Source organism: Gaoshiqia sp. US2, assembly GCF_059705485.1.
In genome coordinates, this window is record NZ_AP048550.1 from 6,096,374 (window position 1) to 6,115,329 (window position 18,956).

Consider the following 18,956-nt stretch of genomic DNA (forward strand, 5'->3'; position numbering starts at 1 on the left):
GAATAAACGCTACTTTAAAATGAAAACAATTACTCAAAAGCATAATCTGCTCTTCCTGTTTGTTGCAGCAGGAATAATCACCTTCTCCTCCTGCGGAAGTAAAAAGCAGGAACCTAAAGAAGCCAATACCCGGGTTTCGGCCAACGTGGCTGTAGCAACGGTTAAGGAATACCCGGTAACATACAGTTTTTCCGGCAAGCTGGAAGCCGAAAGCCAATCTATGCTGAGTACCCGGATCATGGGACAAATCGAAAAAATTTATGTTCACCCGGGTCAGGCGGTCAAAAAAGGCGATCTGCTGCTGCAAGTCCGCAACCAGGACATCCAGGCCAAAAAAGCACAGGTTGAAGCCAGTATTCTCGAAGCCACCACCGCTTTCGAAAGTGCCGAGAAGGACCTGAAGCGTTTCGAAGCGCTTCATGCCACCAACAGCGCTACCGACAAAGAATTGGACGATATCCGCACGCAGTACCGGATGATTAAAGCTCGGCTGGAAGCTGCCCGCCAAATGCAGGCGGAAGTCACAGAATCGCTCCGTTATACCGATCTTCGGGCTCCTTATCATGGAGTCATTACGGGGAAGTTTGTCCGCGAAGGGGATATGGCCAACCCGGGCATGCCCTTGCTGGCCATTGAAAACCCCGGACAATGGAAAGTACTCGCCCGTATCCCGGAAAGAAGCATTACTCAACTTGAGTTAAATGACCCGGTAAAAGTTCAGTTCAATGCCCTGAATAATCTAACCGTTAACGGCGCCATCACCGAAATTAACCCCTCCTCCACCAGCACCGGCAGCCAGTTCGAAGCAAAAATTATACTAAGCCCAACCCCGGACCAGGAAGGTCTTCTTTTCAGCGGTATGTTTGCCCGGGTAATCTACGAAAAAGGAACACAGTCATCCCTGTTGGTGCCTCAGCAAGCTTTGGTAAACCGCGGACAACTCACCGGACTTTATACCATTAGCCAAAATGAAACCGCCCTGCTACGCTGGATCAGAACCGGGAAAACACACGGAGATTCGATCGAGGTCCTTTCCGGACTATCAGACGGGGAGAAATTCATTTTGTCGGTCGACGGAAAGTTGCACGACGGAGCCTTAGTACAATATTAAACCACAAAAAACATGAAGACAGGAATTGCAGGCAGTATTGCCAAACAATTTATAAACTCGAAGCTGACGCCCCTGCTGATGATCGCTTTTCTGGTGATTGGCATGTACAGCTCTTACTTAACCCCCCGGGAAGAAGAACCCCAGATTGATGTACCCATTGCCGATATCTTTTTCAGGTATCCCGGGGCCAGTCCCGAAGAAATTGAATCACGGGTTATTCAGCCGCTTGAAAAGGTGGTGTCAAATATTACAGGCGTCGAATACGTTTACTCCACCTCCATGCCCGGACAGGCCATGCTGATTGTTCAGTTTTATGTGGGTGAAGATGTGGAACGTTCGTTGGTGAAAATGTACAACGAAATCATGAAACACATGGACCAAATGCCGCAGGGAACCAATTTCCCTCTGATCAAAACACGTTCGATTGACGATGTTCCGGTGCTTGGACTGACATTTTGGAGCGAAACGTACGACGACTACGACCTGAAAAGAATTGCCCAGGAAGTGAACAACGAGATCGAACAGATTGGCGATGTATCGGGCACAAAGATTATCGGTGGCCGTTCCCGGCAAATCCGGGTGGTGCTGAATAACGAACAGATGGCTGGTTTTGGGGTCGATGCCCTCGGCATTGCCCAACAAATTCAACTGGCCAATGCCCAGTTTCAGGCAGGTTCGTTTAATAAGAATGACCGGGAATACCTGGTTGAAGCCGGCGCATTTCTGAAAACATCCGATGACGTTGCCAACCTGGTCGTCGGCGTTTATCGCGATCATCCGGTTTACCTGAAACAGGTGGCTGAGGTTGTCGACGGTCCGGAAGAACCCGTTCAGTATGTTGAATTTGGATATGCCCAAATCGATTCCCGAAAATCGGCCTTCCCGGGCGAATACCCGGCCGTGACGATTTCGGTGGCTAAACGGCGTGGCGCCGATGCCATGCATGTTGCCGATGAAATCCTTTCAAAAATTGAGATCCTGGAGAAAACCCTGGTTCCCGAAGAGGTGAAGATAGAAGTAACACGAAACTATGGCGAAACCGCTTCGCACAAGGTATCGGAGCTGTTGATGCACCTGTTTGGCGCTATTATTTCGGTCACCTTCGTGGTGATGCTGGCCATGGGCTGGCGCGGCGGCCTGGTGGTGTTCCTTTCGGTTCCCATCACCTTTGCCCTAACCATGTTCAGCTATTATTTCATGGATTATACCCTCAACCGGATCACCTTGTTTGCCCTGGTTTTTGTCACCGGTATTGTGGTCGACGATTCCATTATTATCACCGAAAATATGCATCGCCATTTCAAAATGAAAAAACTACCGTTTATTCAGGCAGCTATCCGGTCGATCGACGAGGTGGGTAACCCCACCATTCTGGCCACATTCACGGTGATTGCAGCCGTGTTGCCGATGGTTTTTGTATCGGGATTGATGGGCCCGTACATGAGCCCCATGCCAATCGGAGCGTCTATTGCCATGATCTTCTCCCTGCTGGTTGCGTTAACCATCACGCCTTATCTGGCTTACCGCCTCCTTCGCACGAAAGAGAAAGAAGACCATACGTACAAAAAAGCCTTCCGCCTCGAAGATTCACTCATCTACAAATTGTATTCGAAAACGATCAGTCCCCTGCTGGAATCAGCTTGGAAACGTTGGATTTTCATCCTGGGAGTCACTTTGCTGCTTTTAGCCTCGATGACCCTGCTTTATTTTAAAATGGTTGCGGTTAAAATGCTTCCGTTTGACAATAAGAACGAGTTTCAGGTGATTATTGACATGCCCGAAGGAACCACGCTGGAACGTACGGCTGTGGTTGCCAAAGAGCTGGCCGCTTTTATTGCCCGACAGGAAAATGTTGTGAATTATCAGACCTATGTCGGAACGGCTTCGCCAATGAACTTCAACGGCCTGGTCAGGCATTACGACCTGCGCCAAGGGCCGAATGTGGCCGACATCCAGGTTAACCTGGCCGACAAGGGCGACCGGAAACTTCAGAGTCACGATATTGCCAAAGCCATGCGCCCTCACTTGCAGGAACTGGGTAAAAAATATCAGGCCAATGTAAAAGTGGTTGAAGTTCCCCCGGGCCCGCCGGTCATGTCGACCCTGGTTGCCGAAATTTACGGCCCCGACCGTGATGTTCAAATCGACGTAGCCCGCCAGGTAAAAGCTATTTTTGCCGGAACAACCGACGTGGTGGACATCGACTGGCACATGGAGGACGACCAGACCGAATACCGCTTCAATGTACTGAAAGAAAAAGCAGCACTGAACGGACTTTCGAGCCAACAGGTGCTGCAAAGCCTGCAAATTGCTTTGGGCGGATACGAAGTCGCTCAGCTTTACCAGGAAAAAGAACAGGAGCAGGTGGGTATTTCGCTTCGTCTGGACGAAGAAAACCGTTCCGGTCTGAACGAGCTAAAAAAGCTGAGCATCATGAGCCAATCAGGTAAAGCCGTTGCCCTGGGCGATGTAATTGAGATTGAAGAAGGTTTACAGGGAAAAAGCATCTACCGGAAAAACCAAAAGCGCGTAGTGTATGTCACCGCCGATGTTGCCGGAAAGCTGGAAAGCCCGGTTTATGCCATCCTCGATATGTCGAAAAAGCTGGAAACCGTTCAGCTGCCCGAAGGCTACAAGCTCAGTGAAGAATACAACCAACAACCCTTCACCCAGGAAGATTACAGCCTGAAATGGGACGGCGAGTGGCAGATTACCTACGAGGTATTCCGCGACCTGGGAACAGCCTTTGCTGTTGTCCTTTTGGTCATTTACATGTTGATTATCGGCTGGTTCCAAAATTTTAAAGTGCCTTTTGTGATGATGATCGCCATTCCGTTGTCGCTGGTTGGCATTCTGGTCGGACACTGGCTGATGGGCGCTTTCTTCACCGCGACATCTATGATCGGATTAATCGCCCTGGCAGGGATTATGGTCCGAAACTCCATCTTGCTGATCGACTTTATTAACCTGCGGCTCAACGACGGCATCCCGCTGAAAGAAGCGGTGATTGAGGCAGGGGCCGTTCGGACAACGCCCATCCTGCTCACCGCCGGAACCGTGGTCATCGGCGCGGTAGTCATCCTGTTTGATCCTATTTTTCAGGGACTGGCCATATCACTGATGGGCGGAACGATTGCTTCGACCGTTTTAACCCTGATCATTGTCCCCCTGATTTACTTTATGACTGAAAGAAAAAAATACCAATCTGATAAAACCCTTAATACCGAAGAAAAATGAAATTTGTAATTATCCAATGCGTGAAAGCATACCACGAGGAACTGAATAAAATACTGAATTCCATTCAGATCAATGCCTACAGCGAGTTTAATGTGGAAGGTTTTATGAAAAACGTGGAAAGCGAATCGGACCTGACCAACTGGTTCGCATCGACAAAAAACCCGTACAGCTATATGGTTTCCTTTACCTTTTTGGCGGCCGATAAGGCGGATGAGTTGCTTAAACGAATTGAGCAGTTTAATCAAACCGTTGAAGACATCAGCCCTATAAACGCCTACATTGTTGGAGTTGAAAAGTTTGTTTAATCTAATACCAAATGAAAGATGAGAGAGAGAATTATTCGCGCCGTAGCCGGAACATTAGTGAGCCTGAGTGTTTTATTGGCCGTTTTTGTTGATCAGGACTGGCTGATCCTGGCCGGTTTCGTAGGTTTTAACCTGCTCCAGTCGTCATTTACCAAATTTTGTCCGCTGGAATATATCCTGATAAAATCGGGCGTGAAATAAGCGCGGTTTAACACAAAACACCAATGAAAGCAGAAGGTGAAAGAGACAAATCTCTGATCCTTCTGCTTTTGCATTTCGGCTTATCACCAATTTTTCAAAAAGAATCAGCCGGTTGATTGAATACGGGTATTCAACCCTCTCTGAAATAATCGTTTCTTTTTTACCGCTTTCCGTTGGCTGTATTTCACATTTGATTATTTTTAAGCAATGAGGAACCCCCAAAAAAACCGGAGATTTAATCAAACAGGGCTAATTGTTTTGCTTCTGTTGCTGTCTGGCTTTCCGGTTGTATTCGGGCAGGATGTTTCGTTCTCTCAGTATTATGCCAACCCCTTATACCTGAATCCGGCTTTTGCAGGTTCGGCAGGCGTTCCAAGGGTTGCCCTGCAATACCGCGACCAGTGGCATCAGTTTGACCATGCTTATACCACTTATAGCGCAGCGGTCGATTTTCCGGTTAATTTTTTACAAGGAGGCATTGGTATTCATGTTTTAAATGATGCCCAGGCCGGAAACCTGTTGAATTCGTTTCAAATTAATGGTTCCTATTCCGTTTACATCCGGTTGAACGAAGCGTTTAAACTGCACGGCGCGCTTCAAAGCGGGTACAACCAAAACTCGATTGATGTGAATGAACTGGTGTTTGCCGATAACCTGGATGTGAATTATGGCCATCATGGCTCCACGGCCGAGGTCATCACGGAGCCAAATTATTCCTTTGTTGACTTTTCTACCGGATTATTGGTCTATAGCAAACGGCTGTTCTTTGGAGGAGCAGTACATCACCTGACTGAGCCAAAACAGTCATATTTTACCGGAAGCGACCAGCAAGGGAAACTTGACCGAAAATATACGGCACATCTTGGCGCCAGGCTTCCCGTTTTCAGATACGGTCACCTACGCAGGAAATTTGATGTATCGCCCCAGTTGATTGCCCAAAAACAAGGGATCTCAACGCAAATGAATTACGGCATGTTTGCCATGAAGCGCGGTTTAACGGCCGGGGCATGGTTTCGGCAGAATTTTGGAATCCGCTATGATGCCCTGATTTTGTTGATGGGTTTTGTGAATAAACGGATGCAATTTACTTATAGCTACGACTGGACATTATCCGGGCTTTCGGGCAACTCCGGAGGTACCAGCGAAATTTCACTTACCTTTCTACTGAAAGAATCCCGTAAGGATTACGAACTTCCGTTTTTTAGCCCTTATGACGACAGCTTTGGGGTTCAATAATCGTTCGGGTATCATTGCCCGTTGTCTCCCCGGTCAACGAATTAAAAGAATTTGCCCTTTTTGGTTATGCTCATAACCCTGAATATCATGAAAAGTGGCCACCCAGACATAGTTGCCCATAGGCGCAGGTTTCCCGTTTTTGTTTGTTCCATCCCAGGGATGGTCCGGCGTACCGGTTTCAAAAACAATTTGGCCCCAACGGTCGTAAATCCGCAGGTTAAACCGTAAATTATCAGCGCCCAGGCCCACCGGCATAAATGTGCGGTTTTCAGGAATATCGCTGTCGGGGCGAAAGGCATTGGGCGTGTAAACGTTAAATGGGATGATTTTAATGAGCAGGTTGGCTGTGTCCTTGCACCCAAAATCAGATTCAGCAATCAGTTGCGAATGATAGTCCCCAAGCTCTGCATAAGTGTGAGCCGGGTTTGGATCGGCCGATACGCTGCCGTCGCCAAAGTCCCAGGAATAGGAATCACTGTTTACCGAATGGTTATAGAACAATATATCGGCATTCTCAATGGTTGCGATCGGAAAATTCACATCAAAATCAGCCTTGGGTTTCGGATGAACCCATAGCCAGCCGGATTTGTAGAGCGTATCGGAGCAGCCTGTTACCGATGACAGCCCGATAAGGCCAATATCATATTTACCGGGATCAGGTAAGCTCAGCGACAGGGTTTCACCGGTCAGATTGGTTGCATGGTCAGTCATCCACAGAAAGCTTAAATCGCTGTCTTTCGCATCAGCAAAGATTTCAACAGCATAGGGTTGGCACCCTTGTTCATTTTCAGTAAAAAAATCGAACCGGGGTTTTCTTTTTAAGCCGATTTCTGCAGTTTGGCTGATGCAGCCATATTCTTCGACCCGTAAACGGACAGTTGCCATCGGTTCTTCCAATAAAATGGTAACCGCATCATTATCGCCGCCCAGGTGCCGGGCCCCGTCAAATTCCCAGTAGCAAAACGACGAGTCATTCGCATTGGCATAAAAAATACGGGCAGAGTCATCGTAACAAATACCGGGGTCTGCAACAATCGACGCCTGGGGTGTTGGAAATACCTGAATCATGCTGTCAAGCGTAAACCCGTTTTGACATTGGGTAACAGGATTGGTAATTATAAGGCTAACAGGATAAAAACCCGGAGATTCGTATGTTTTCGTGGCGTGCTGACTGTTTATAATTTCCCCGTCGTCGAACTTCCATTGAAAATTCACAAAGTCATCGGTTAGCAAGATGGCTGAAAAATTAACCGTTAAGCTGTCACAACCTCTTAGCTGGTCGGCCTGCATGATAAAATTGGGTTTTGCTCCCAAGGGTTGTATTGTGGTATCGCTCAGGCAACCGTGGTCATCAATAAACAGACTGATGTAAGGCGGTTTGCTTAAAAATGCCCCAACCGAAACACGATATTGCCCCCAGCCCAGGGTATCCGTAAATATACACCCGCCCAGGTCCCAGTAAAACGAGGCGCTGTCGGTCGCCAAACCGGTAAAAAGCATTTTTTTGCTGTACCCCTCGCATACGGCATCATCTTCAAAACGGAAGCTGGATGTGGGCTGTTGATGAAAACGCACCCGAAATGTATCAGCCACCTCGCACCCGTCGATGGTTTTCAGGCGGTAATAAATTTCATAGGTCCCCCATTCGGAAGCAGTAAGTTTAACCGATGTCAGTTGCTCTTCCGAGAAAGTCAGCAAAGCAGGTTTGTTGGCAGACCAGCTGTAACTTCCTTCATAATTCCAAAGCGATTCAGAGGCTCCCGTAACCGAAACGGTAAGTTGGCTATTCTGCTCCCCGCACAGCAATTGTTCTCCGGCAATTTTCACCGTCGGCACCGGAAATACCACCAGCTTCATCGTATCGCGAGCCATGCAGTTGTACTTATCCGAAACCGTAATCCGGAATTCGCCGGTATAGTTGGCCTCAAATATTTGTGAGTTTGACAGCGTATCTCCAAGCTCATTCTGCCACAAATACTTTTTAAACCCTTCGCTTCCATCCAGTTTGACAGAGTAGGGGAAACATCCGGTATCCTTATCAATTCCCAAATCAATCTCCGGATGACTGACATATACGATGATAGAGTCTTCCAACTCGCAACCATCGATCGTTGTGGTTTTCACGGCATATTTTCCTCCCGTTGTAACGGTCAGGGTCTGGGTTGAATCACCCGTACTCCAGCGATAGGTGTCGAAATAAGGCCCTGCATCCAGCGTTCGCGATTCGCCGTAACAAAGCAAAAGCGTATCTCCATGAAAATCGACACTCTCTCCCAGATCAAGGACCAGATCAAGATTAAAACCAACCCCGTAACCATACGACTCAACTCCCCCAAATCCGTAGACATAAGCAAGGAAACCACGACTTTGATTGGTGTTTTGAAGCCGATAGGTGCCCGGATTTATATCTAATTGCGCCCAGGAATATTTGCCGTCAGAGAAAGGGGTAAAAGAGCTTTGAACAGATGTGCCGTTGAGCAAGATATTGCCGGTTTCCCCGGTTAGGGTAATGACATTAACAAAGTACTTCTTAATTTGATCTGAATCATACGCGACAAAGGTAACATCATTTTTCGCCTGGTTGGTTGAACTGAGAATGGTCATAAACGGGTCGCCGTTCCCCCCGGTAAAATTGTAGTCGACCGACTGGGATTGGCTGTACTGGGCAACCAAAATGGGTTTTTCGGCATATATTCTTCGGGCCTGGTTATGAAACAGGACGATTTCCTCAAACTCGCCCCGGTTTAACAAGATTGGAGGAAAACCGTCGATGTAAACCGTTGTGCCATCCCGGGCCGCCATGATGCGGTAAACATCCTGTTCCCGCGATTTTAATGGGACCGCATAATATTCTCTTCCCCACGAATAAACCGGAGGAATTTGTTCATACAGGTGATCCCAGGCCGAAACACCCGGCTGTACCGGAACGGTTGTCGCCAATGCACCCGAATAGAATGCCACCGGTTTGCTGGCTAAAATATAACTTCCTGTTAAATCACCCTGCCCCGGACGATTCACGCGGTTCATCGATTGTACCTGAAAAATTTCGCCTTTGTTAAGGACTATCTTAAGGGTATCACCTGCATTGACTAACTTATCGGTAACTTTTGACGGCACGATGGAAACCTGGGTATGGTCTTCGCAGGCCACAATCAAAAACTGGCTGTTTCTCCCGTTTCCGTAATTTCCGCCGTTCTCGTGAATATGGGGTTCGTAACACATGGCAAAGTATTCTTTTCCAAGCGATTCAACCGGATAGATCACGGCAACATCCGACGAATTGATGTCCCAGTTAAGCGCATAAAGGTTAACCGGTTTTTCAGATACCAAACGTATCCCCTTATTCTCAATTTGTTCTGAGCCGATCGCCTCCACCATGCCCCAGGGAATCTCAATGCGCAGGCTGTTGTTGGCCTGAACCGTGTAAACGCCATTAAACGGAGTTTCATCTTTCCCGATGAAAACCTGAAAATTGGTGGTCTCTCTGGCTGTAACGGTTATTTCAATAACGTGTTTGACGTTATAATTCCGGCTTTCCATAAAACCAAACCAGAAGTTGGTGCCTTCAGTCGATTTTCGGCAAAAATCGGTTTGCCCCGTTACAAGGGTAACATTGAAAATCAGTAAAAGCGCGTGTATCAGTTTTTTCACTCAGCATTCCGGATAAATGAAGATTTAAAACTAATGATTAAATCAATCATACAGAAATTTTAATGCAGAATGTCTTTCATCTTTTAATGCGCTTCGAGCCAGTTGGGCGCGGCATTCATTTCAACGGTCAGCGGCAAACCAATGTCTACGGCGTGTTCCATCTGTTCTTTCACAATTTGTTTCACCTGTTCCAACTCTGTTTTGGGCACATCAAAGTTCAATTCGTCATGTACCTGCAAAATCATTTTAGCCTGAAGCTTCTGACGGCGTAATTCGCGCCAGATGTTGATCATGGCCAGTTTGATGATATCGGCAGCCGAGCCCTGAATCGGGGCATTAATGGCATTTCGCTCGGCAACGCCGCGCACCACGGCATTGGCCGAATTGATGTCATTCAAATACCGGCGGCGTCCTTTGATGGTTTCCACATAACCATGATCGCGGGCAACGCGAATGCTTTCGTCCATGTATTGCTTCACCTGACTGAAATTGGCAAAATAGCCATCGATCAGTTCTTTGGCTTCCGTGCGCGAAATATTCAGCCTTTCGGAAAGCCCGAAGGCCGAAATACCGTAAATAATCCCAAAATTGGCGGTCTTGGCTTTTCGACGCATATCGGAGGTCACCTCGCTTAAAGGTATCTTGTAAATTTTTGCCGCGGTAATGGCATGAATGTCCTGGTTATCCCGAAAAGCCCCGATCATTTGCTCGTCCTTGCTCAAGGCCGCCATAATGCGTAATTCAATTTGCGAATAGTCGGCCGACAGGAACAGATGGTTCTCATCGGATGCCGTAAAAGCCTTACGGATCTCGCGGCCGTTCTCATCGCGGATGGGGATGTTTTGCAGGTTTGGATTGGTCGAACTTAACCGCCCGGTAGCGGCAATCGCCTGGTTATATGATGTGTGAACTTTACCGGTTCGGGGATTAACCAGTTGGGGTAATGTTTCCACATAGGTCGACAGCAGCTTCTTCAGTCCTCTGAAATCGAGAATTTTGCCCACTATCGGGTGTTTATCAACCAATTTGGCCAATACTTCTTCGGAGGTGGAATACTGCCTGGTCTTGGTTTTCTTCGCGTTGCTGTCGATTTTTAATTTTTCAAAAAGAATCGGTCCCAACTGCTTGGGCGAAGACAGGTTAAAATCTTCACCGGCCAGTTCCCTGATTTCGTTTTCAAGTTCGGCAAGTTGTACACGAAGCACTTTGGCGTATGCATCCAACTCGTTGGTATTTAGCGTTACCCCGGCCATTTCCATGTCGGCCAGCACCGGGATCAGGGGCATTTCAATTTCTTCAAAAACAGCGCGTACACCAGTCCTGTCCAGTTCCGGGTCAATGGCGAGCTTCAGTTGCAGGGTCAGGTCGGCATCCTCGCAGGCATAATCCTTTAATTTTTCCAGCGACGCCTGCCGCATGGTCTGTTGGCTTTTGCCCTTCTTGCCGATCAGGCTTTCCGTTTCAACCTTCAGGTAACCGAGGTACGTTTCGCACAGGTAATCCAGGTTGTGTCTCAACTCGGGCTGAATCAGGTAATGGGCAATCATGGTATCGTACAAGGGTCCTTTAACTTCTACGCCGTATGCCAGCAGCATCAGGATGTCGTATTTGATATTCTGCCCGATTTTACGGATTTTTTCATCTTCAAAAACCAGCCGAAACTCCCGGACAATTTTGGTTGCTTCTTCGCGATTTTCCGGAAGGGTCACACAAAAAGCCTCGCCTTTACGAAACGAAAACGACAGGCAAACCAATTCAGCCAGGTGGGTATCCAGCCCCGTGGTTTCAGTATCGAAACAAAACTCTTCCTGCACAGATAACTCGGCACGCAGGCTGGCACGTTGCATGGCATTTTCGACCAGATAATACTCGTGCGGTGTGTTTTCGATGTTTGCCAGGTCGGTTCGCACAACCGGTACAGTCGGCTCAGCCGCTCCGAATAAAGTTCCCTGCTCAAAATTGGGGGTTGCCTGCGGTTGTTGCGCAGGACCCAGCTTTTGCACCAGGTTGCGAAACTCCAGTTCGGTGAAGATTTCTTTCAGTTTTTTCCAGTCCGGATCTTCCATAATCAGCCTGGATTCGTCGAATTCGACCGGCACATCCTGAATAATTTCTGCCAGTTTGCGCGACAAGCGGACCTGTTCTTCAAACTCAATCAGGTTTTCTTTCAGCTTGCCTTTCAATTCGTCGATATGCTCATACAAACCGTCGACCGATCCGTAACTTGAAATCAGTTTCATGGCCGTTTTGGGTCCGACACCGGGGCAACCCGGAATATTGTCGGCCGTATCGCCCATCAGCGCCAGAATATCAATCACCTGTTCCGGATCCTGAACTTCAAAATTCTCCTGCACTTCCGGAATTCCCCAAATTTCATTCTCATTGGTCCCGCGCCCCGGTTTATACATGAAAATATGTTCTGAAACCAACTGGGCGTAATCTTTGTCGGGCGTCATCATAAACACCGTGTAACCTTCTCTTTCAGCCTTTTTGGCAAGGGTCCCGATCACATCGTCGGCCTCAAACCCCTCTTTCTCGAGAATGGGTATATGGTACGCTTCGGTGATTTTACGCACCCAGGGAATGGCCTTGCGCAAATCTTCGGGCATCTCCTCGCGGGTAGCTTTGTATGCTTCAAACATCTCGTGCCTGAATGTCGGGGCGTGTACATCAAAAACCACGGCCAGGTGCGTGGGATTTTCTTTACTCAGCAGTTGTTCCAGCGTATTGGTAAAACCAAGCATCGCCGAAGTGTTCAGGCCTTTTGAGTTAAACCGGGGATTCTTAATGAAGGCAAAATACGAACGGTAGATCAACGCGTAAGCATCCAGCAAAAAAAGCCGTTTTTGTTGATTATTGTTTTCAGGCATAGTGTTGTTTTTATGATGTTCGAACAAAAACTGATCATTCAGCCAACGTTTAGTTAAACGGTAAAAAGTTCATGATGTTCAGCTTCTGCCCAAATTTTCACCGAATATAAAAACAAAAAAGCGAACAGCACATACAGCTTTGCAAACATTTACAGCAATTGGGTTTCATGATAAAAATCTTACCTTTAAATTTCTATTTTATTAATATTGATCAATGAAATGAGATACGCTGCCGCTTAGCGGCAGCATTAAAAAAACATACGAAAAAATGAAACAGCTATTCAAATTATTCCTGATATTCGGAATTGGAACGATCCTTTTTCCCCAATGCGGACAGGACGATTCCATCTTAAACGGTACTGACGGCTCCCCGTCTCCAAAGGAAGTGGCGATCAGGCCCAACGATTTTCTTTCAGGAGAAAATTATGACCGGTTGACTGTGGAAATAACCAGTGTACAGGGATTTGAGCCAACAGGGGAGGCGCTCAACAATCTCAAAACATTCCTGGAATCCCGGTTGTACAAGAACGGCGGGATCGGGTTTGTCCACGCTTCAATTCCCCCGCCGGGCAAAACGGTATATTCGCTCGACGATGTAAAAAAAATCGAACAGGGATACCGTACGCTCTTTCCTAATCCGAAAGAAAAAAAACTGACGGCATGGTTTTTCTTTGCCAATGCGGATTACGCCGGAAATGAGGGCGACTCGAAAGTGCTTGGCATCGCGTACGGCCCCACTTCCATGGTTATTTTTGAAAAAACGGTCAGGGAATTCAGCGGTGAGCCCGGGCAACCGTCAACGCCGGTGCTGGAAACGACTGTCACGGAACATGAATTTGGCCATATCCTGGGGCTGGTCAATAATGGTTCAGGAATGATTGTAAACCATCAGGATGCAACCCACGGGAAACACTGCAATAATCAGGATTGCTTAATGTATTGGGCTGCCGAACACAGCGGCTTTATCATTAACTTTTTATCCGGGGGCAAAATCCCGGCCTTGGACCAAAACTGTCTGAATGATTTAAAAAATAACGGGGGAAGATGAACACAATCACCGTTGGCCAATACTCTGACCTCCCAAGTTATCTGGTCCCCAATAATAATCCAATTCGTAAAAAAAAGAACAATTGGGATACCGGTTCGAACGGACAATATTCCCGGTGGAAATACCCTTTTTTTGAACCCATATGTAAATCCGTCGTTGGGTTGGTCACTGAAATATACCTGCCCGTCAGGAGCCACAGCAGGTCCTTCTGTAAAAGTAAAGCCGGTTCCAACCTTTTTTATCCTGTTGCTTTTTTCAACAACATTAGATTTTACAGATTGAGCAGATGCTTTCAGTCCAACTGCGGCCATCAACAACAAGAAAAGCAAAAAGTATTTTTTCATTTTTTATTCAATAATCTTGTTAATATTTTATTTATGAAATCATTTCTCCCGGCAATAAGGGTGTTGCCCCTTTTTGCGTACATACATAAGCAGCGGCTTCGTTTGCTTTTTGATGCACCTCCCGTATAGGTTTTTCCTGAAGTATCCCGGCCACCAGAAAAGCAGTAAACGAATCCCCCGCACCAACTGTGTCGACCACTTTTACAGTTGGTGCGTTCAAAACAGAGTATTCCTCCGGAGAGATCAATATACTTCCTTTGCTTCCCATCGTATAGGCGATATATTTCAGGTTGAACTTTAGAATCAACTGACGAAGTTGTTCAACGGGTTCGCCCTGTAATCCAAAATAACCGGCCACTATTGGCAATTCGTCTTCGTTCAGTTTTAATATGTCAGTAAAATAGAGCGATTGCCTGACCGTTTCTTGGTCGAAATAGTCCTGGCGGAGGTTGATATCAAATACTTTTATACATCCCGGCTTTAGCCCTTCCAGGAATGAACGTATGGTCATCCTTGATTCGTGGTTGCGTTGTGCAAGGCTACCAAAACAAACAGCATCCAGTTCTACGGCAAGACCTTTCAACTCCGGGTTCCATTGAATATAGTCCCAGGCTACCTGTTCGTGGACCGTGTAAACAGGATTTCCTTGCTCCGTTAAAGCGACTGTTACCGTGCCTGTCGGGAATTTATTGTTCTGAATGTACCGTTCCCCGATTCCACTGTTCTTTACTTTGCCGGAAATTTCAATTCCTAACGGATCATTCCCAACGGCACTGATGATATAGGATTCACAATTCGCCTGCCACGCATGGAACGCGAAATTGAAAGGGGCGCCACCCAATTGCTTTCCGGAGGGAAGGATGTCCCAAAGCAATTCGCCGATCCCCGCCACTTTATATCTTTGTTTCATATTTTCATTACTCCATATCAATAATTACTTTCATCGATCTGTCGTTCTGTTCCTTGATGAACCGGTAAGCCTCATCATATTTTTCAAAAGGGAAATGATTACTGATCAGAGGTTCAAGCCTGATCTTATTTAAAGAGATAGCTTCCACTGCTTCCAGGTAATCTTCATGCCGGTACATCAGGGAGCCGATGACTTTCAGCTCGTGTTCCCCTACATGGAACATGTTGATCCTCGGGTTTTCGGCATATACCCCCAAAATAACTACTTCACCCCCTTTTTCGACATTTTTTAACAGCACATCCAGGGAAGCCTGTACCCCGGCAGCTTCAAAACCGATCTGAAAACCTTCTTCCCCAAAAAAAGTGTTAGTTCTTTCTTCAAACGGGGATTGAGTAACATTCAAAGCCGCGTCAATCCCGCAAACTTTTGCAATATTTAACCGATAGTCGCTTACATCGGTAATCAGTACCTTTTTGGCGCCCCTGGCTTTGGCAAACTGGGCCACCAGGTTACCGATGGTCCCCGCACCTGATACCACCACATTTTTACCTTCCAGTGTGGTTGCCCGGTTGGTGGAATGGGCTGCTACGGCAACCGGCTCGATCATGGCACCGTAATCTAAACCTATATGGTCAGGAATAATTACCACCCTTTCTTCCGGGACTACAAACAAATCCTGTGCAACACCGGGAGCCTGGAACCCCTGAACTTTTAATTCCTGGCATACATTGTATTGCCCGCGTTTACAGGGGGCACATTTCCCGCAAACCAACTGCGGACGTGCCGTTGCCCTCATGCCCGGTTTGATGTTTCTGACTTGTTTTCCCACTGCCTCTACAATTGCGGAATACTCATGGCCTTGCACGACAGGGTAGGGCGTGGCCGGGTGTTCACCATGATATACGTGGATATCCGAACCGCAAATGCCAATTTTTTGAATTCGAAGCAACACCTCATTTTCCTTTAATGATCCCGGTAGAGGAACGTCCCTGTATTCGATTGTTCCGGGGGATATCATTACTGCTTGTCTCATAGTTAAATGGTATTTGTTTAATTTAATTCGATGATTTTCTCTTTCCCATACTGCAAACGGCAAAACTGATGCTGCCACCGATAACGGTCCACCACGGCCAGGCAATCCTTACGGGGGTGCCTAAAAGTGCATCCGACCACCAGGTCAGGATATAGGGTTGGAGTAAAAGGACTGTCGAACACCCTGCGGCCAGGGCTGCGACAACACTTTTTACGTTCCCTCTTTTTGTCAGTACGGCACATAGGAAAACGCCGAGCATCCCTGCATACGAAAAGCTCATCACTCCTAAAGCAAAATCGACAAGTGATTGCCCTCCAGCGCTTTGCATAATCGCGGCGATTACTGCAAAGGCTGTTAAAGCAACACCCATAAACACAACCATTATACGGGATTCTTTCAGTTGGCTTCCTCCACTTTTAGATTTTTTGCCGAACCTTTCCTTCAATGGAAGGTATATGTCTGAAACCAGGCTGCTGGTCATCGAGTTTATTGCCGAGTTGAAGCTTGACAGGGCGGCGGCAAGAAGGCCGACCATCATAAGCCCCAAGACTCCTGATGGCATATAATTGAACATATATTGAGGAAATACCTGGCGACTGTCACTCAGGGTATCTTCAGGAAATGAAGCCCCCATCAGTTGCGGACAAGCATAGAAAATATATAGTAACAGTCCGATAATCATAAAAATCAAAACGACTGGCAGAGATATAATCTGAGAATAAATCAGTGAAGTAGTCGCCTTTTTTACTGATTGGCAGGTGAGCTGTCGCTGAACAAATTCCTGATCTGTACTATATTGTGCAAATTTGAAAATTGCGCAAGCTACCAGCGCTCCTACAAGGTTATATGGTTCAGTAAAAGAGAATTTTGTATCGATAACCTGTAGTTTGTTCATTTCTCCTCCATCAGACAATGAGGCATGTTTCAAAGCATCAATCGTCTCAGGCAATGAAACGGGTATAGAATTATAAAGCAGCAAGATTGCTGCTATTCCTGTTCCAATGACAAGCAAAATCTGTATGGTATCAATATATATAAGCCCTTTGATGCCTCCTGCCATAGTGTAGATAGTACTAATAATACCGAGTATAATGATTGAGAGAATAAGATTCGGCATATAGATATCGTTATAAATCATAACGGATACGGCAATTGCAGCAATAAAAATCCTGGACCCGGAAGTGAGTAATTGCCCTAAAAGGAACATGATGCTGGTCGCCCCTTTGGCCCCGTTCCCAAACCGCTCCCCCAAATAACCATAAATGGTAATTGTATTTGCTTTGTAAAGAGCTGGCAAAATAATATATGCCGCAAGTACCCCCCCCAATATGGCGCCTACACTCAGCATAAGGTAGGTCATGTTGCTGTCGAAAGAGATTTGAGGCGCCCCTACAAAAGTACCGGCACTAATGGAAGTTCCCACAGCGGCAAAAGCGACAAGCCACATCGGCATGCTCCTGCCTCCAAGGAAATAGTCATTGATATCTTTGTTCTTCCTGGAAAAAACCATGCCGATCGTTATAAGCGTACCGAAAAAAAAGATGATAATGCCCCAATCAAGTAATGTCATTATGTAATTGTTTTGTTATAGATAATTCGTTTAAGGTTAATTGATTAATCAAGGTTGTAAGTTCTTCATTCAATAATTCCCCCTTGATTTATTAATTCCTGTTGAATGTCCTTATAATCCAGGCTTCGCGGAGTTTTGTTTGATTGTACAGATAATGCTGCTGCTACTCCTGCCGCATGACCCGTGGCCCCACAGGTCGCCCCGACACGAACAGACCCCATTGCTTCACGATCTGTGGAAATACATCTTCCCCCTACAACCAGGTTCTCGATTTTCTTCGGTAAAAGCGCCCTGAACGGGATTTGATAAGGTAAAGGGACATACATTTCATGCATCCCGCTTTGTCCTTTTGGAGGATGAACATCAATCGGCCAGGTTCCCAAAGCAATGGAATCCGGAAATTTACGGCATGAAACGACATCTTCTTTTGTCAGCATATAAACGCCATCAAGCCTCCTCGTTTCGCGGATACCAATTGTTGAGGCGGTTTTCATCAGCCAGCTATGCTGAAATCCTTCACATTCCCTTTTGTAATAACCGGCTATCACATGGGCATTTTTCCTGGCCTCTATTTCCGCCGTTGTCAATTCCTCTGCATTAATAGCTGAACCATAGACCCTGGTCGTATTCACCCAGGGATATTTTTCCCTCATTCCTCCAAACCAGGGGCCACCAAAAAAAGGTAATTCTCCTCTTTGTGCTGCTTTTCTTAATTTTCCCCGGTCAATATAAATATCCCTTCTTCTGGAAGTATAATCTGATAATACAGGCTCTTTTAAAAAACCCGGTTCCGGTCCAATTGGTATTATTGATTCCTCCTCAAGCCCAATCTTACCTTTGGATTCTACATCCGCCAGATAAAAAGGTAAAGTCATTGGTTGCAATTCCGGCGAAATATGAAAAGTTTCATTTGCACGTGCAAATACATCCCCGTTTCCGGTACAATCGACAGTAACTTTTGCTTTGATTGCCTTCCGTCCATCTACATTCTCAATTAAAACTCCTTTCATGCAATTATCATCAATTATGACATCTGCCATCCAGGTGTGTAAAAGACATTTTACCCCATTTTTCAGGAGCATTTCATCGGCCACTAACTTCATAATCTCCGGATCGGAATTTAACACCCAACTCCTGTTATTTTCTGCTCCTCCTTTTTTTTCAGCTAAGGAAATCCATTTACCCAAAACGCCATTTACACAACGTTGATATGGTCTTAACCAGTTATTAAATCCGGCGAGTGTGATCACCAGCCCGTTGGTCCACATTCCCCCAAAGGAGCCCATCGCCTCAACAATCATTGTGTTAGCCCCGGCCCGAGCTGCACCAATAGCTGCCCCAATACCGGCAGGCCCCCCCCCAATAATTAAAACATCGACTTCATCGATTATGTCAATTTCTTTTTCTTTTTCTAAATAGGTATTTATCCTCATATAATTC

At 46.5% G+C, this 18,956-nt stretch carries 12 protein-coding genes; 6 read left to right on the top strand and 6 right to left on the bottom strand.

From position 1 onward, the window contains the following. Positions 1-19: 19 nt before the first annotated feature. The 5 genes from AC6H3C_RS24425 to AC6H3C_RS24445 all read left to right on the top strand — a co-directional run bounded on the left by AC6H3C_RS24425 (position 20) and on the right by AC6H3C_RS24445 (position 6,090). Positions 20-1,111: an efflux RND transporter periplasmic adaptor subunit gene (locus AC6H3C_RS24425; RefSeq protein ID WP_497518308.1), complete on the top strand. Its 1,092-nt coding sequence runs from the start codon at positions 20-22 to the stop codon at positions 1,109-1,111. A 12-nt stretch (positions 1,112-1,123) separates the two neighbouring features. Further along, complete coding sequence (locus tag AC6H3C_RS24430; protein ID WP_497518310.1) at positions 1,124-4,348, top strand: efflux RND transporter permease subunit; 3,225 nt, start codon at positions 1,124-1,126, stop codon at positions 4,346-4,348. Next, positions 4,345-4,653 (top strand): hypothetical protein, encoded by a 309-nt coding sequence (locus AC6H3C_RS24435; RefSeq protein WP_497518311.1) that lies wholly within the window; start codon positions 4,345-4,347, stop codon positions 4,651-4,653. The genes AC6H3C_RS24430 and AC6H3C_RS24435 overlap by 4 nt, the downstream gene beginning before the upstream one ends. Positions 4,654-4,671: 18 nt before the next feature. Beyond that, on the top strand, positions 4,672-4,854 hold the full coding sequence (locus AC6H3C_RS24440) for a YgaP family membrane protein (protein ID WP_497518313.1): 183 nt from the start codon (positions 4,672-4,674) through the stop codon (positions 4,852-4,854). 207 nt (positions 4,855-5,061) lie between these two features. Next, on the top strand, positions 5,062-6,090 hold the full coding sequence (locus tag AC6H3C_RS24445; protein WP_497518314.1) for a PorP/SprF family type IX secretion system membrane protein: 1,029 nt from the start codon (positions 5,062-5,064) through the stop codon (positions 6,088-6,090). A gap of 33 nt (positions 6,091-6,123) precedes the next feature. Here the strand turns inward: AC6H3C_RS24445 and AC6H3C_RS24450 are convergent, their stop codons facing one another. Both AC6H3C_RS24450 and polA read right to left on the bottom strand, forming a co-directional pair. Next, positions 6,124-9,741: a PKD domain-containing protein gene (locus AC6H3C_RS24450; RefSeq protein WP_497518315.1), complete on the bottom strand. Its 3,618-nt coding sequence runs from the start codon at positions 9,739-9,741 to the stop codon at positions 6,124-6,126. An 83-nt stretch (positions 9,742-9,824) separates the two neighbouring features. Next, the gene (gene polA / locus AC6H3C_RS24455) at positions 9,825-12,611 is read right to left on the bottom strand and encodes a DNA polymerase I (RefSeq protein WP_497518316.1); all 2,787 of its coding nucleotides are present in this window, start codon (positions 12,609-12,611) and stop codon (positions 9,825-9,827) included. A gap of 268 nt (positions 12,612-12,879) precedes the next feature. Here polA and AC6H3C_RS24460 point away from each other — a divergent pair, with 268 nt between their 5' ends. Next, positions 12,880-13,659: a zinc metalloprotease gene (locus AC6H3C_RS24460; protein WP_497518317.1), complete on the top strand. Its 780-nt coding sequence runs from the start codon at positions 12,880-12,882 to the stop codon at positions 13,657-13,659. A gap of 375 nt (positions 13,660-14,034) precedes the next feature. Here the strand turns inward: AC6H3C_RS24460 and AC6H3C_RS24465 are convergent, their stop codons facing one another. From AC6H3C_RS24465 to AC6H3C_RS24480, 4 genes are all read right to left on the bottom strand, one after another. Beyond that, positions 14,035-14,913, bottom strand: a complete 879-nt coding sequence (locus AC6H3C_RS24465) for a carbohydrate kinase family protein (protein ID WP_497518318.1) — start codon at positions 14,911-14,913, stop codon at positions 14,035-14,037. A 7-nt stretch (positions 14,914-14,920) separates the two neighbouring features. Then, the gene (locus AC6H3C_RS24470; RefSeq protein WP_497518320.1) at positions 14,921-15,946 is read right to left on the bottom strand and encodes a zinc-dependent alcohol dehydrogenase; all 1,026 of its coding nucleotides are present in this window, start codon (positions 15,944-15,946) and stop codon (positions 14,921-14,923) included. Between the two features lie 22 nt (positions 15,947-15,968). Beyond that, a complete protein-coding gene (locus AC6H3C_RS24475) occupies positions 15,969-17,516 on the bottom strand; it encodes a sodium:solute symporter family transporter (protein WP_497518321.1) in 1,548 nt (515 codons plus the stop codon). A gap of 65 nt (positions 17,517-17,581) precedes the next feature. Then, positions 17,582-18,949 (bottom strand): FAD-dependent oxidoreductase, encoded by a 1,368-nt coding sequence (locus AC6H3C_RS24480; protein ID WP_497518322.1) that lies wholly within the window; start codon positions 18,947-18,949, stop codon positions 17,582-17,584. Positions 18,950-18,956 lie beyond the last annotated feature (7 nt).